The sequence below is a fragment of the Bradyrhizobium sp. LVM 105 genome, assembly GCF_003957705.1.
Classification (GTDB): Bacteria; Pseudomonadota; Alphaproteobacteria; order Rhizobiales; family Xanthobacteraceae; genus Bradyrhizobium; species Bradyrhizobium frederickii.
Genome location: NZ_QZMV01000011.1, coordinates 56,992 through 71,808, shown reverse-complemented (window position 1 = coordinate 71,808; position 14,817 = coordinate 56,992). Strand labels below are relative to the sequence as shown.

Genomic DNA, 14,817 nt, shown 5'->3' with positions numbered 1-14,817 from the left:
GCATGACGAGTTGTGTGCTTTGCGAGACCGTTATTTTTTCACCAGCGGGCAGGCCGGGTCCGGCGGACCGAACGCCTTGTCGCCGGAGATGGTCGTGAGGATCTTGTAATAGTCCCACGGATATTTGCTCTCCTCCGGCGTCTTCACCTGCACCAGCCAGAGATCGTGCACCATCAGATTGTCCTCGCGCAAACGGCCGTTGCGGGCGAAGAAATCCTCGATCGGCTTCTCGCGCATCTTGGCGGCGACCTTGAGCGGATCGTCGCTGCCGGTCTCCTTGATGGCGTTGAGATAGTGCATCACGCTCGAATAGACGCCGGCCTGCCACATCGACGGCATCTTGTTCATCTTGGCGAAGTAGCGCTTCGACCATTCGCGGGTCTTGTCGTCCATGTCCCAGTAGAACGAGGTGGTCAGAAGCAGGCCTTGCGCGGCCTGCAGGCCGAGACCGTGGATGTCGGTGATCAGCGCCAGCAACGCCGCCATCTGCTGGCCGCCCTTGAACACGCCGAACTCCGAGCCGGTCTTGATCTCGTTCATGTTGTTGGGGGGACCTGCGGCGATGCCGATGATCTTGGCCTTGGAGGCCTGCGCCTGCAGCACGAAGGAGGAGAGATCCGGCGTTGCCAGCGGCGGCCGCACCGAGCCCAGCACCTTGCCGCCATTGGCGGTGACGACCGCGGAGGCGTCGCGCTCCAGCGAATGGCCGAAGGCGTAGTCGTCGGTGATGAAGAACCAGCTGTCGCCGCCGCGCTTGACCACCGCGTCCGCGGTGCCGACCGCGAGCGCGCGGGTGTCGAACACCCATTGGATCGCGTAAGGCGAGCAGAACTTGCCGTGGAAGTCCGCGGTGCCGGTGGAGTGGGTGATGAACAGCCGCTTCTTCTCGTTGGCGATGTTCTGCACCGCAAGCCCGACCGCCGAGACCGGCACGTCGACGATCAGGTCGACCTGCTCGACGTCGAACCAGCGCCGCGCGAGCGAGGCGCCGATATCGGCCTTGAGCTGATGATCGCCGACCACGACGCTGATCGGCTTGCCGAGCACGGTGCCGCCGAAATCGTCGATCGCCATCTGCGCCGCCGTCACGGAGCCCTGGCCGGTCGGCGCCGACGCCGGCCCGTTCATGTCGGTGAGCACGCCGATCTTGACGACGCCGTCGGAAACCTGCGCCATGGCGGCGCCCGACATCAGCGTCGCCGCCAGGATCGTTGCTGCAAAGCCGGCCGCGACCGGTAGTCCAAATCTCGTTGGATTCACGTGTCTCCTCCCCTGATCCGGCGCGTTGGCCGGTGTTGCTCCGGGTGTGCCCCCGGCTGAATTGGTTTCTTTTGCAACTATTTGGGGGCGGGCGTCAATGTCAGGCTGCGAACCGGATCTGGCCTGCGGCCGAAGGATCGTAGCCGGTCAGTTCCTCGGCGCGCTGGCGCAGCCGCCTTTCGGCGAGAAACCGCAGCAGGGCCTGCATGGCGGGGCGGAAATAGCTGCGCTGCCGCATCGCGAGGTCGAAGTTCTCCCAGACCAGCGGCACGAAATCGAGCCCCGCCGAGCGCGCGCTGGCGCGGGTCGCGATGCCGCAATCGGCCTGGCCGGCGCGGACCAGCTCGGCAAGGTCCGGACCGGTGAGAGCCGGCGTCTCGACCCGGCGCAAATCCCGCGTCGTGGCGCCGGCGCGCTTCAGCAGCACGTCGAGCAGCATCTGCGCCCCGGTGCCTTGTTGCCGCATCGCCACCCTGGCGCCGAGCGCGAGCACGTCGGTCAGGCCGTGCAGCTGCTTGGGATTTCCTGGCGGCAGCACGAGCCCCTGCTCGCGGCGCACGAACGCCACCAGCACCGCATCGTGCAGGTCGGGAGCTGCGCGCAGCGCCTCGATACTGGCATCCCCGGCGACATCGTCGGAAGCGTCCTGCCCGTGAAAGTGCACCGCCGCCGCCATCACCTCGTTGCGCTGCAGGCGCTCGAGCCCGCGCACGCTGCCCTCGCTGATCGATCCCAGGCCCGAGCCGGATTCGCGCAGGCTCCAATCCAGGAGTTCATCCTGGCTGCCGCCCACCACCGGCGGCGGCTCCGCGATCAGCATGCCGGCCGGACGCGCGAGCCCCGACAGCACCCAGAGATCGAGTTCGTGTCGCGGGAAGAGCCACTTCCCGGTCACCTTGGTGCAGGGGATCGCGCCGGTGGTGACGAGTTCATAGAGCTTACGTTCGCCGAGCCGAAGATAGTCGGCGGCTTCGCTGGTCGTCAGGAATTCCATCCTGCATTCCTATGCAAATTCTTACTTCTTCTTGACGTTCGACGCAGGTGGATATTCTGCATTTCAAGAGTTCGCGGGAACCATGCCTGATCAAGTCGCTGCTTTGCAACACATCCTCGCATGCGATTTTTGCTTTGGTGAACGATTCCGAAGCGCGCAGCCTTGCCGAAATTTCCCGATTGGAGAGCGCGGAGCGCGCAAACGCGTCACGAGTGCGGCGCATTCGATCAGCATCATGAAGGCGTCATAGCCAATGGGAACCTGATCATGGGCCGCCTGTCCGTTGCATTCGCGCTGTTCTGCGGTCTCACCGTGGGCGTTGCGGCGTCATTCGCCGAGGACCGCAGCATCGTCCTCGCCACGACGACCGCGACCCAGGAGTCCGGCCTGCTCGACTATCTGCTGCCGATCTTCCACGACAAGACCGGCATCGAGGTGACCGTGATCGCGCGGCGCGCCGACGAGGTGCTCAACGGGCCGCGACGAGGCGAGGCCGACGTCGTGCTGATGCACGCGCGGCCGCAGGAGGAGAAATTCGTCGCCGACGGGTTTGGCGTGAAGCGTTTCGACGTGATGTACAACGACTACGTTCTGATCGGGCTGAAGAGCGATCCCGCGGCGGTGAAGGGCAAGGACATCGTGACCGCGCTGAAGGCGATCGAAGCCAAGGGCGCGCCGTTCGTGACGCGCGGCGATCGGTCGGGCACCCACGCCGCGGAACTCGCGCTCTGGATCGTCGCCGGCATCGACATCGCGGCGGCCAAGGGCGCCTGGTATCGCGAGGCGGGGCAGGGCATGGCTTCGGCTCTCGACGCCGCGCGTGCCGCGAATGCCTATGTGCTGTCGGATCGCGGCGGCTGGATCTCGTTCAGGGATCGCGGCGATCTCGACATCGTCGTCGAAGGCGACCGGCGGCTGCTCAATCAGTATGGCGTCATGCTGGTGAATCCTGCGAAGTTTCCGAACGTGAAGCAGGATCTCGCGCAGAGCTTCATCGATTGGCTGACCTCGCCGGAGGGGCAGGCGGCGATCGCCGGCTACAAGGTCGACGGGCAGCAGCTGTTCTTCCCGAATTCGGACAGGTCCGGCGGCTGAGGCCCGCATCGCCGGCGGTTGCCAAAGCGGGCGATGCATGGTCCACCATGGCGCATGACCCAGCGCCTGCCGCCATCGCTGACGCCGCTCGACACCGCGCTCGCCGCATTGCTGAACGGGCTAGCGCCGCTTGCGCCGGTGGAATTGCCGCTGATCGATGCGGCCGGCTGCATCGCGGCGGGCACTCCGTTGCTTGCGGCCCATCCGCCGCACGACATTGCCTCCACGGACGGCTGGGCGCTCCGCGCCAATGATCTTGTCGGTGCGTCCTCTTATTCGCCGCTGCCTTTGACGAAAGCCCCGGCATGGATCGAGGCTGGCGAAGCGATGCCGGCGGGATGCGACTGTGTGCTCGATGCCGACGCGGTGGAGGTGTCCGGGCCGCTCGTGCAGGTGCTGGCGGAAGCCGTGCCGGGACAGGGCGTCAGGCGCGCAGGCAGCGACATGACGGCACGCACGCCTGCCGGGGCCGAGGGCTCTCCCGTCGGTGCGTCCGATCTGCTGCTCGCACGTGTTGCAGGCTTGGCGAAGCTCGGCGTGCGGCGGCCGCGATTGCGCATCGTCAATGTGCCGGGTGCAACGGCAACGATGCACATGATCGCCGGTCTCGCGCGCTCGGCGGGACTGGACGTCGAACCGCGCGAAGCCGGTGCGCGCGACGAAGCATCGATTGCCGACGCGCTTGACGCCTCCTCTTGTGATCTCCTGCTGACCGTCGGCGGCAGCGGCGTCGGCCGCCGGGATGCTGCCGTGTTGGCCTTGGCCCGGCGGGGCGAGGTGAAGGCACACGGCCTTGCGCTTCACCCTGGACGTACTGCCGCGGTCGGCCGGCTCGGACCGGTTCCCGTGGTGGCCTTGCCCGGCTCGCCCGATGCTGCGCTCGCGGCCTGGCTCGCGCTGGTGCAGCCGCTCGTCGATCGCCTGACAGCGCGTCGGACGCGCCGACGGATCACCTTGCCGCTGGCACGCAAGATCGCATCCAGCGGCGGCATCGCCGAGATCGTTCTGCTGGCCGAGGAGCGTGACGCCTGGACGCCGCTCGCAGTCGGGGAATGGCCCTTCCACGCCATGGCCGGTGCGGACGCATGGCTGCTCGTTCCCGGCGACAGCGAGGGATTTGCGGCGGGAACGCCGGTCGATGCCTATCTGATCCGGGAGTGATATGGGTTCGGCATGACGATGATCCCCCAGTCGCAAGACCGCAGCGCCTTCGAACAGGCGCAGTTCCTCAAGATCCTCTCGCGGGAGGAGGCCCTGGCGCGCTTCGAGGCAGCCTTGTTCCCGCGTTCGATTCCAGCCGATCGGCGCAAGCTTGCCGATGCGCTCGGCGCAGCGCTCGCCGAAGACGTCACGGCGCCGATCGACGTTCCCCCCTTCGACCGCTCCAACGTCGACGGCTTTGCCGTGCGCTCGGCGGATCTCGTCGCGGCGGGCGAAGGCAAGCCGGTGCGTCTTGGGTTGAACGGCGAAACGATCCAGTGCGGCACCGCGCCAAGGCTGCAAGTGGCGCCGGGAACCGCGACGGCGATCGCCACCGGCGGTCCGCTGCCGCGTGGCGCCGACGCCGTCGTCATGGTCGAGCACACCCAGCCGGCGGGGTCCGACACGATCGAGGTTCGTCGTGCCGTCTCGCCGGGGCAATTCGTGTCCTATGCGGGATCCGACATCGCGCGCGGCGAGGCGCTGCTGCGTGCCGGCACCATCATCGGCTCGCGCGAGATCGGCATGCTGGCGGCTTGCGGCATCGCCGAGGTGAAGGTCGCGCGCAAGCCGCTTGTGGCCGTGATCTCCACCGGCGATGAACTGGTTCAGCCCGGCCGGAGGCTCGCCGCTGCCGGGATTTACGACACCAACGGCGCCATCGTCGCGGCCGCGATCGACGAGAACGGCGGCGAGGCGGTCTTCCTCGGCGCCATTCCGGACGATGAAGCCAAGCTCGAAGCTGCCATGCGCGGCGCGCTCGCGGATGCCGACATGCTGGTGCTGTCAGGCGGCACCTCGAAAGGCGCGGGCGACCTGTCCCATCGCATCATCGGCCGGCTCGGCAAGCCCGGCATCATCGCGCATGGTGTCGCGCTCAAGCCCGGCAAGCCGCTGTGCCTTGCGGTGTGCGACGGCAAGCCGGTGGTGATCCTGCCGGGCTTTCCGACCTCGGCGATGTTCACCTTTCACGACATGATCGTGCCGGTGCTGCGCAGGCTGGCCGGCCTGCCGCCACGCTCCGATGCCAAGGCGAACGCGACCGTGCCGGTGCGCATTGCGTCCGAGCTCGGCCGCACCGAATTCGTCATGGTCTCGCTGGTCGAGGGCAAGAATGGGTTAGTCGCCTATCCCTCCGGCAAGGGCTCTGGCGCGATCACGTCCTTCGCGCAGGCCGACGGTTTCTTGCGCATCGACGCGCTCGCCGACCAGATGCCGGCCGGGACCGCAACCGAGGTGACGCTGTTCACGCCGCATGTGCGCGTGCCGGATCTCGTCATCCTCGGCAGCCATTGCACCGGTCTCGATCTCGTCACCGCTGGGCTCGCGCATGCCGGCCTGACCGTGCGCTCGATCGCCGTCGGCAGCCTCGGTGGCCTCGCAGCCGCCAAGCGCGGCGAATGCGATGTCGCGCCGATCCACCTGTTCGACGACAAGAGCGAGACCTACAACTCGCCCTATCTCGTCGACGGCCTCGAGCTCGTGCCAGGCTGGCGGCGGATGCAGGGCATTGTCTTCCGCAAGGGCGACAGGCGTTTCGAGGGCCTTGATGCGAAGGAGGCGGTGGCCGGCGCGCTCTCTGATCCCGCCTGCATCATGGTCAACCGCAACCAGGGTGCCGGCACCCGCATCCTGATCGACCGGTTGCTCGGCGGCGCGCGCCCGGAAGGTTATTGGAACCAGCCGCGCTCGCACAACGCCGTCGCGGCGGCCGTCGCGCAGCAGCGCGCCGATTGGGGCATGACCATTGCGCCGGTCGCCGATGCGGCCGGCCTCGGTTTCATTCCGCTCGCGGAAGAGCATTATGACTTTGCGCTGGTGACGGCGCGCAAAGGCCGTCCAGCGGTGCAGGCGTTTCTCGATGCCCTCGGCTCGGACGAGGCGCGTGCGGCGCTGGAGCGGGCCGGCTTCCGGCCCGCGTAGCGGGTGCTGGAGACATCGCGCGCCAACATCTGGCGCAGGTCTACGGCGACGACGCCTGGTCGGTGCCGCTGGCGGATTGATCGGGCTGATCGCGTTTGCGCTCCAGTTTCTCGGCTTCGGCCAGCGCACGCTGCGCGGCGGCCGGTAGCGGTTTTGGATCCGGCGGGACCTCGACGGTGTCGGGCTTGCTCAACTGCTTCGTGCGATCGATCACCTCCGAAACATCGAGCGCGAGATCGACAACATCGAAAATGACATCCAAGAGCGAGTCGGCCATGGCTCATCCGGGGCAGGGTTCGGTCAGTGGTCGCTGCGGTCCCGGGTCCGGTTCAGGACGTCATGAACTTGGATGGCCGCCGCTACGACCAAGGAATATGAGCCAGGTCATGACCGCATCGATGCCCTTCAATTTCCGCAAGCTTGCTGCACTCATCGCGACGGCCGGAACGCTGTTCTGGCTCTACACCTTCTATCACATCGCGAATGTCCCGCAGGGGGACGGCAGCGGCTTTCAATGGCTTGCGGTGTTTCCGCTCGGCATGGTCTTTGGGGCGTTCTTTCTGCCGGCCTGGCTGCTGGTTGCGATCGGCCGTCTGCCGCGATTCAACACGGCCCTCGGTCTCTGCGGCCTGATCGCCTTCGCGATCATCTGGGCGCAGCTTCTCAACGAGTTTCCGAAATCGTAACGCCGCTAGGCCGCATCATCCAGTGCCGCCAGCCGCTCGGCTTCGGCGATATCCTCGACCGTGTTGGCGTTGAAGAACGGATCGAGTGGCTCGGTGGGCCACGTCACCGTCGCCAGCGGATAGCGTGCGGTCCAGCGGTCGATCTTGCGGAGGTCTTCGACGACCAGCGCGTGGCGCAGCTCGTCGCGCAAAGCGACCCGCCACAGGCCGATCACGGGATGCGACTGCTCGCCTGATGCGGCAACGGCGAGCTGCGCGTTCTCGCGCGCGCGCGCGTCATGCAGGCGGGCAACCAGATCGCGCGGCAAGAACGGGCAGTCGCCGGCGGCGCTGAGCACCCATTCGACGTCCGGCCGGTTCGCCGCGGTCCAGTCCAGCGCCGCGAGGATGCCGGCGAGCGGGCCGGGGAAGCCGGGCACGTCGTCGGGGACGACCGGCAAGCCGAAGGCCGCGAAACGTGCGGGATCGCCGTTCGCGTTGAGGATCAATCCACTGCATTGAGGCTTCAGGCGCGCGATCACGCGTTCCAAAATGGTGCGGCCGCCGATGGTGCGCATCGGCTTGTCGCCGCCCCCCATGCGGCGGGCGAGGCCGCCGGCGAGCAGCACACCTTGCGTGGCCGGGGATTCAGTCGTCACCACCTTCACCCTTGCGCTTGTGCTTCGCCGACTCTTCCTCGACGTAAGCAAGGTTCTGGTCGTAGACGATGCGCTCCTCGCCGGCGAGGACGATGAAGCGCTTGCCGCGGGTGCGGCCGACCAGCGTCAGTCCGACCTGACGTGCGAGATCGACGCCCCAGGCGGTGAAGCCGGAGCGCGACACCAGGATCGGAATGCCCATGCGGACCGTCTTGATCACCATCTCCGAGGTGAGGCGCCCCGTGGTGTAGAGGATCTTGTCGGAAGCATCGACGCCGTGGCGATACATCCAGCCGGCAATCTTGTCGACGGCGTTGTGGCGCCCGACGTCCTCGGTGTAGCAGAGCGGGGTGCCCTCCTTGCACAGCACGCAGCCGTGGATCGCGCCGGCCTCGAGATAGAGCGAGGGCATGGTGTTGATGGTCTGCGTCATCTGGTACAGCCAGGATGTGCGCAGCTCCGCCTTCGGCAGCGCGACGCTCTCCACGGCTTCGAGCAGGTCGCCGAAAGCGGTGCCCTGCGCGCAGCCCGAGGTCTGCGTTCGCTTCTTCAGCTTGGCTTCGAAATTGGTGTGATGCTCGGTGCGCACCACGACCACCTGGAGATCGTCGTCGTATTCGACCTCGGTGACCGCGTCGTTATATTTCAGCATGTTCTGGTTCAGAAGATAACCGAGCGCCAGATATTCCGGATAGTCGCCGATCGTCATCATGGTGACGATCTCCTGGGCGTTCAGGTAAAGCGTCAGCGGCCGCTCCATCGGCACCTTGATCTCGACCCTGGCGCCGGTCTGGTCGGTCCCGGTCACGCTCTGGGTCAGGCGCGGGTCGTCCGGGTTGGGGACGATCAGGGGCACCGGGGCTTTGTCGATCTTCATCATGGCCGCGAGGTTAGCATGACATTCGGGTCAAGCCGATATAAGCATGGCGGGGAATGGACAAAATGCCTCCGTTCGTCATTGCGAGCGCAGCGAAGCAATCCAGAAATGCATCCGCGGAGACACTCTGGATTGCTTCGCTGCGCTCGCAATGACGGGGTTGGACCGGCGGTTCCACCCAAGGACTGAGGCGTGCGCAGCGACGGAGCTGGAATGAAAGTCATCGGCCTGGCAGGCTGGAGCGGGGCGGGCAAGACCACGCTGTTGGCGCGGCTGATCCCGCATTTCAACGCGCAAGGTCTGCGCGTCTCGGTGATCAAGCATGCGCACCATCAGTTCGACGTCGACGTGCCCGGCAAGGATTCCTGGCGCCATCGCGAGGCCGGCGCGGCCGAGGTGCTGGTTGCCTCGTCAAACCGCTGGGCCCTGATGCACGAACTGCGCGGCGCGGCGGAGCCGCGGCTGCCGGAACTATTGGGCAAGCTGTCCGCGGTCGATCTCGTCGTGGTCGAGGGTTTCAAGCGCGAGCCGCATCGCAAGATCGAGGTGCATCGCGCGGCAAACGGCAAGCCGCTGCTGTTTCCCGACGATCCTGGGATTGCCGGGATCGCGACCGACGCCGCCATTGACACTCGGCTGCCGACTGTCCATCTCGACGACATCGAGGCCGCTGCGGCGTTGCTGCTGCGCGCGGCGATGCCGGTCGAGGAAGTGGTGGCAAAGAGCGCCGCGATACGCTGACGAGGCACCATGGCGCAACTCTCGGACGATTGCTTTGCCTTCGGCGGCCCGATGATGTCGGTCGACGACGCCGTCGGCCTGATCACGACGCGCGTCAACGCGATCGCCGATCTGGAGACGGTGGCGCTCACCGACGCAGACGGGCGCGTGCTGGCGCGCGACATCGCGGCGCCGCTGCCGTTGCCGCCCTTCACCAACTCGGCCGTCGACGGCTACGCCGTGCGCAATGCCGACCTTCCTGCTGGCGCCGAGCAGGCAGTCCCGCTTGACGGCCGCATCCCGGCCGGCGGGCTTGCACAGGCACCGATCAAGCCCGGCCACGCCGCGCGCATCTTCACGGGCGCGCCGATGCCGCCGGGCGCGGAGACCGTCTTCATGCAGGAAGATGTCCGCGTCGACGAGGCCGGCAGGATCGTGCTGCCGCCGGGGCTGAAGCCTGGGTCCAATGTCCGGCCCGCGGGCGAGGACATCCCGCAGGGACATGTCGCGCTGCGCGCGGGCCAGCGCTTGCGGCCGCAGCACGTCGCGCTGGCGGCTGCGTTCGGTCTGACGGGACTCGACGTGGTCAGGCGCATTCGCGTCGCGGTGTTCTCGACCGGCGACGAGCTGGCCTCGCCCGGCGAACCGCGCGCGCCCTCGCAGCTGTTCGATTCCAACCGCTTCATGCTGATGGCGATGCTGCGCCGGCTCGGCTGCGAGGTCAGCGACCTCGGCATTCTGCGCGACGAGCGTACCTCGCTTGCGAACGGCTTGAAGCAGGTTGCGGGTCGCCACGACCTGATCCTCACCACCGGCGGCGTCTCGACCGGCGAGGAGGACCACGTCAAGGCGGCGGTCGAGAGCGTCGGCTCGCTGGTGCTGTGGCGGATGGCGATCAAGCCCGGGCGGCCCGTGGCGATGGGCATCATCGACGGCACGCCACTGATCGGATTGCCCGGCAATCCCGTCGCGAGCTTCGTGACGTTCGTCCATGTGGTGCGGCCGACGGTGCTTGCGCTGGCGGGCGGCCTGCCGGAACCGTTGACGCCGATCCCGCTGCGCGCTGCGTTCACTTACAAGAAGAAGGCAGGCCGGCGCGAATATGTGCGCGTTTCCCTGCGCCGCGCGCAGGACGGCCGGCTCGAGGCCATCAAGTTTCCGCGCGAGGGAGCCGGGCTGTTGTCCTCGCTGGTCGAGACTGACGGCCTCGTCGAGCTCGGTGAGAGCATCACGGGCGTCGAGCCGGGGCAGGATGTCGGCTTTCTGTCCTACGCCGATCTGCTCTAGCGGCCTTGCGTTGACGCCATCGCTTCGTCCCGCCATGTTGCGCCCATGACCAGAACGATGCTCGATCTCACCGGACTGAAATGCCCGCTGCCCGCCCTGAAGACGCGCAAGGCGCTCAAGCCATTGCAACCCGGCGATCAGCTCGAGGTTCATTGCACCGATCCCCTGTCGGTGATTGACATTCCGAATCTGATCCGCGAGACGGGCGACAAGGTCGAGATCACCGAGCGCAATGAGGCCCGCATCGTGTTCCTGGTCGAAAAGGGCGATGGGCCGTAGAAAGGTGCATATTCACGGCGGCGGCGTTTGACTATGCTGCGCCGGCGGGGGAACGGCCGGGTTTCGCTGCAATGCGAAAGGCGCCGACTGTTGCGTGGATGATCTCAAACCTAAGACATCGGGCATGACTTTCTCAACATCGAGGGCAAGCGCAGCCGCACCTTCCGCAGCGGGCCGCGAGCCTGCCGTCAAGCCCGGCAAGACGGCGGCAGGGCCGGAGTTCGGCGCGCTGGCGCAGGCCTCCATCCTGATCGTCGACGACGAGCCGGGCATGCGCAATTTCCTGGTGCGCACGCTTGGACCGCGCTGCAAGCTGGTGGACGAGGCGGCCGATACCGACCAGGCCTCGCGCAAGCTCGATTCCAACCGCTACGACGTCGTCATTCTCGACAACATCATGCCAGGCAAGAATGGCGTCGATTGGCTCGCCGAGCAGCGCGCCGTGGGCTTTTTCGCCGACGCCATCCTGATTACCGCCTTTGCCGACCTCGACACCGCGATCCAGGCCCTGCGCGCGGGTGCGGCCGATTTCGTGCTCAAGCCGTTCCGCTCCAACCAGATCCTCAATGCCGTGGCGCGATGCCTCGACCGTGTCCGGCTCCAGCGCGAGAATTACGTCCTGCGCTATGCCTTGCGCGCCTCCTCCGACCGCGCCTTTCTGCGCGACAACCTGATCGGGCAGTCGGCGCCGACGCTGCGCGTGCGCGAGACCATCGCACGGGTCGCGCCCCTGCCGACCTCAATCCTCCTCACCGGCGAATCCGGCACCGGCAAGGAAGTGGCGGCGCGCTCGATCCACTCACTGTCCGACCGCGCCGACAAGCCATTCGTGCCCGTGAATTGCGCGGCGATCCCGCCCGACATGATCGAGGCCGAGCTGTTCGGACACATCAAGGGCGCCTTCACCGGCGCCGATTCGGGCCGCGAGGGCTTGTTCCTGTACGCTCATGGCGGCACGCTGTTCCTCGACGAGATCGGGGAGCTGCCGCTGCCGATGCAGAGCAAGCTGCTTCGCGTGCTCGAAGACCGCCGCGTCCGTCCGGTCGGCTCCGAGCGTGAAGTTCCGGTCGACCTGCGCTTCATCTTCGCGACCAATGCCGAGCTTCAGCAGGAGGTCGAGAGGGGCCGTTTCCGGGCCGATCTGTTCTATCGGCTCAACGTGATGCAGATCCGCCTGCCGCTCCTGAAGGATCGCGGCGACGACGTGCTGGAGCTTGCCGGCATCTTCATGAGCAAGCTGTCGGTTCAGCTCGGCATGCCGCCGGTGCCAATCGACGCCTCGGTGCGGGCGGCGCTCGCAAGCTATGACTGGCCGGGCAATGTGCGCGAGCTGCGCAATCTGATCGAGCGCACGCTGATCCTCGGTGCCTTCCCCGACGATTTCGCCGGCTCCCGCAACGATGGTCAGTCGGCGCCTGCCGACAGCCTCGCCGAGCTCGAGCGCCGTCACATTCTCGGCGTGCTGAAGGAGGTCAACGGCAATCGCGAGGAGGCGGCTCGGCGCCTCGGTATCTCGCGCAAGACCATCGACCGCAAATGCGCGTTGTGGGATGTCTGATGGCGCCGGCCGCAGCGGCGAGCTGGTGCGGGGACGCTCCGTCCGCTTCCGGCTGCTCGCGATCGCGTTGCTGCCGATGCTGGTCATCCTGCCGCTCCTGCTCGGCGTTGCGATCTATCGCTGGAACGCGAAATTCGACGCGACCCTGATCTCCAAGGTGAACGGCGATCTCACCATCGCCCATCAATATCTCGCCCGCATCCTGGAGAAGACCGGCGTCCAGGTCCGGGCGCTTGGCCTCTCGGCCCGCTTCCACGAGGTGCTGGCGCCGGATGCGCGCGGCTCCTTGCGGGATCTGCTCGACGAGACCCGCAAGGAAATCGGTCTCGACTTCCTGTATCTGAGCAACGATCGCGGCGAGGTCCTGGCCTCGTCGCCGCCGCTGCAGCACCAACCGAGAAGCGACTGGCCCATCATCGTGTCGGCGCTGTCGGGCCAGGTCGCCGCGACGGGCGTCGATATTTTCGGCAATGACGAGCTCGCCGCGATTTCGCCGGCCCTGGCCGAGCGCGCGCGATTGGATCTCGTGCCGACCCCGAACGCGGTGCCGACCGACCGCAGCACGGAGACGCGCGGCATGGTCGTGCATACGGCGAGCCGGGCGACGCTGCGCGACGGCGGCGCCGCGGCGTTGGTCGGCGGCACCCTGCTCAACCAGAATCTCGAATTCATCGACACGATCAACGACCTCGTCTATCGCGCCGCGAGCCTGCCGGAGGGCAGCCAGGGTACCGCGACGCTGTTCCTGGACGACGTGCGGATCTCGACCAACGTCCGTCTGTTCGAGGGACGGCGCGCGCTCGGCACGCGCGTGTCGGCGGCGGTGCGCTCGGCCGTGCTGGGCGAGGGGCGCACCTGGCTCGACAGCGCCTTCGTGGTCAATGACTGGTACATCTCCGCTTACGAGCCGCTGGTCGACAGCTATGGCAAGCGGGTCGGCATGCTCTATGTCGGCTTTCTGGAGAAGCCGTTCAGCGAGGCCAAATACCAGACATTGCTGATCATCATCGCGGCTTTCATCGCCATCACCGCCGCGACCGTACCGATCTTCCTGCGCTGGGCGAGCTCCATCTTCATGCCGCTGGAGCGCGTCACGGCGACGATCGCCGAGGTGGAGCGCGGCAACCTGTCCGCCCGCACCAAGATGCCGGTGTCGGGTGACGAGATCGGCCGCGTCGCGGTTCATCTCGACGGCCTGCTCGACCAGATCCAGGAACGCGACCGGCAGCTGCGGGAATGGAACGAGGAGCTGAACGTCCGCGTGCTGGAGCGCACCCGGGACCTCGAGCACGCCAATCTCAAGCTCGAGGCGACCACCAAGCAGCTCATCATGTCCGAGAAGCTGGCGGCGATCGGCGAGATCACCGCCGGCGTTGCCCACGAGATCAACAATCCGATCGCGGTGATGCAGGGCAACCTCGACGTCATCCGCAGCGTGTTCGGGGCGGATGCCGACAAGGCAAAGGTCGAGTTTCGCCTGCTCGACGAGCAGATTCACCGCATCAGCCAGATCGTGACCAAGCTGTTGCAGTTTGCAAGGCCGGAGGAGTATGCCGGCTATGTCGAGCGCCATGCGCCGGCCAGCGTCATCTCCGATTGCCTGCCGCTGGTGCAGCATCTTCTGAACAAGACCGAGATCGCCGTGGTCAGGGAGGATCGCGCCAATCGGCTCGTGCTGATGAACCGGAACGAGCTGCAGCAGGTGTTGGTCAATCTCATCGTCAACGCGATCCACGCCATGCCGGACGGCGGGACCCTGACGCTTCGCTCCTTCGATGCCGAGCGCGACGGCCATCGAGGCGTCGCCATCGAGGTCACCGACACTGGCATCGGTATGAGCGAAGAGGTGATCGAAAAGATATTCGATCCCTTCTACACCACGAAACGGCGGCAAGGCACCGGGCTCGGCCTCTCCATCAGCCAGACGCTAATCAAGCGCCAGGGTGGACAGATCACGGCCGAAAGCCATCTCGGTTCCGGAAGTACATTCACGATGTGGCTGCCGGAAGCGAGCTGATTGGACATTTTGTCCCGGGATTCCAGACATTCTGTCCGGCGCGGCACATTGCGCTGCGGGAAGTCGTTGAATCATCACGATGCGCTTTCTGGCACGCGCGTTGCTCATCTCAAGACAGGGTGTTGAGGGGGACGAGGGCGCGATCGCCGTCGCTGCAACGCTGCTTGCGAGGCGAAGGGACATCGCCCGCGATCAGTTGCTTGCTCGGCGCACACGAGGCGATGCGTGCCAGACGATTCCACTTCGGCATGAAATCCGACCGGTCATGCGCGGGCTGCCAGGC

General features: G+C 66.5%; 14 protein-coding genes. 9 read left to right on the top strand and 5 right to left on the bottom strand.

Annotated features, from left to right (window positions below):
* Positions 1 to 30: 30 nt before the first annotated feature.
* Positions 31 to 1,260, bottom strand: a complete 1,230-nt coding sequence (locus D6B98_RS26615; protein WP_126259910.1) for an ABC transporter substrate-binding protein — start codon at positions 1,258 to 1,260, stop codon at positions 31 to 33.
* A 100-nt stretch (positions 1,261 to 1,360) separates the two neighbouring features.
* Positions 1,361 to 2,254 carry a substrate-binding domain-containing protein gene (locus D6B98_RS26610; RefSeq protein WP_126259908.1) on the bottom strand — a complete coding sequence of 298 codons (894 nt, stop codon included), beginning with the start codon at positions 2,252 to 2,254 and terminating at the stop codon, positions 1,361 to 1,363.
* A 267-nt stretch (positions 2,255 to 2,521) separates the two neighbouring features.
* Between D6B98_RS26610 and D6B98_RS26605 the strand changes: the two genes are divergently transcribed.
* From D6B98_RS26605 to D6B98_RS26595, 3 genes are read left to right on the top strand one after another with little or no spacing between them, the layout of a single operon-like run.
* Positions 2,522 to 3,349, top strand: coding sequence for an ABC transporter substrate-binding protein (locus D6B98_RS26605; protein ID WP_126259906.1), 828 nt, complete (start codon positions 2,522 to 2,524; stop codon positions 3,347 to 3,349).
* Positions 3,350 to 3,403: 54 nt separating this feature from the next.
* On the top strand, positions 3,404 to 4,510 hold the full coding sequence (locus D6B98_RS26600; RefSeq protein WP_126259904.1) for a molybdopterin-binding protein: 1,107 nt from the start codon (positions 3,404 to 3,406) through the stop codon (positions 4,508 to 4,510).
* A gap of 12 nt (positions 4,511 to 4,522) precedes the next feature.
* A complete protein-coding gene (locus tag D6B98_RS26595; protein ID WP_126259902.1) occupies positions 4,523 to 6,472 on the top strand; it encodes a molybdopterin biosynthesis protein in 1,950 nt (649 codons plus the stop codon).
* 40 nt (positions 6,473 to 6,512) lie between these two features.
* Here D6B98_RS26595 and D6B98_RS26590 read toward each other — a convergent pair whose 3' ends face one another.
* On the bottom strand, positions 6,513 to 6,749 hold the full coding sequence (locus tag D6B98_RS26590; RefSeq protein ID WP_126259900.1) for a hypothetical protein: 237 nt from the start codon (positions 6,747 to 6,749) through the stop codon (positions 6,513 to 6,515).
* A gap of 109 nt (positions 6,750 to 6,858) precedes the next feature.
* On the opposite strand from D6B98_RS26590, the gene D6B98_RS26585 reads away from it, so the two are divergent.
* A complete protein-coding gene (locus tag D6B98_RS26585) occupies positions 6,859 to 7,158 on the top strand; it encodes a hypothetical protein (RefSeq protein ID WP_235885161.1) in 300 nt (99 codons plus the stop codon).
* Between the two features lie 5 nt (positions 7,159 to 7,163).
* On the opposite strand, the gene mobA is transcribed toward D6B98_RS26585, so the two are convergent.
* Positions 7,164 to 7,805 carry a molybdenum cofactor guanylyltransferase MobA gene (mobA, locus tag D6B98_RS26580; RefSeq protein WP_126259898.1) on the bottom strand — a complete coding sequence of 214 codons (642 nt, stop codon included), beginning with the start codon at positions 7,803 to 7,805 and terminating at the stop codon, positions 7,164 to 7,166.
* Complete coding sequence (gene fdhD / locus D6B98_RS26575) at positions 7,786 to 8,676, bottom strand: formate dehydrogenase accessory sulfurtransferase FdhD (protein WP_028134660.1); 891 nt, start codon at positions 8,674 to 8,676, stop codon at positions 7,786 to 7,788. The genes mobA and fdhD overlap by 20 nt, the downstream gene beginning before the upstream one ends.
* Before the next feature lie 210 nt (positions 8,677 to 8,886).
* Here fdhD and mobB point away from each other — a divergent pair, with 210 nt between their 5' ends.
* The 5 genes from mobB (at position 8,887) to D6B98_RS26550 (ending at position 14,534) form a co-directional block, all read left to right on the top strand.
* Entirely contained in the window at positions 8,887 to 9,414 is a 528-nt protein-coding gene (gene mobB, locus D6B98_RS26570) for a molybdopterin-guanine dinucleotide biosynthesis protein B (protein ID WP_126259896.1), read from the top strand.
* Positions 9,415 to 9,423: 9 nt separating this feature from the next.
* Entirely contained in the window at positions 9,424 to 10,680 is a 1,257-nt protein-coding gene (locus D6B98_RS26565) for a molybdopterin molybdotransferase MoeA (protein WP_126259894.1), read from the top strand.
* 45 nt (positions 10,681 to 10,725) lie between these two features.
* On the top strand, positions 10,726 to 10,959 hold the full coding sequence (locus tag D6B98_RS26560) for a sulfurtransferase TusA family protein (RefSeq protein ID WP_028134664.1): 234 nt from the start codon (positions 10,726 to 10,728) through the stop codon (positions 10,957 to 10,959).
* 124 nt (positions 10,960 to 11,083) lie between these two features.
* Entirely contained in the window at positions 11,084 to 12,517 is a 1,434-nt protein-coding gene (locus tag D6B98_RS26555) for a sigma-54-dependent transcriptional regulator (protein WP_126259892.1), read from the top strand.
* On the top strand, positions 12,510 to 14,534 hold the full coding sequence (locus tag D6B98_RS26550; RefSeq protein WP_126259890.1) for a sensor histidine kinase: 2,025 nt from the start codon (positions 12,510 to 12,512) through the stop codon (positions 14,532 to 14,534). The genes D6B98_RS26555 and D6B98_RS26550 overlap by 8 nt, the downstream gene beginning before the upstream one ends.
* The last annotated feature ends 283 nt before the right edge of the window (positions 14,535 to 14,817 follow it).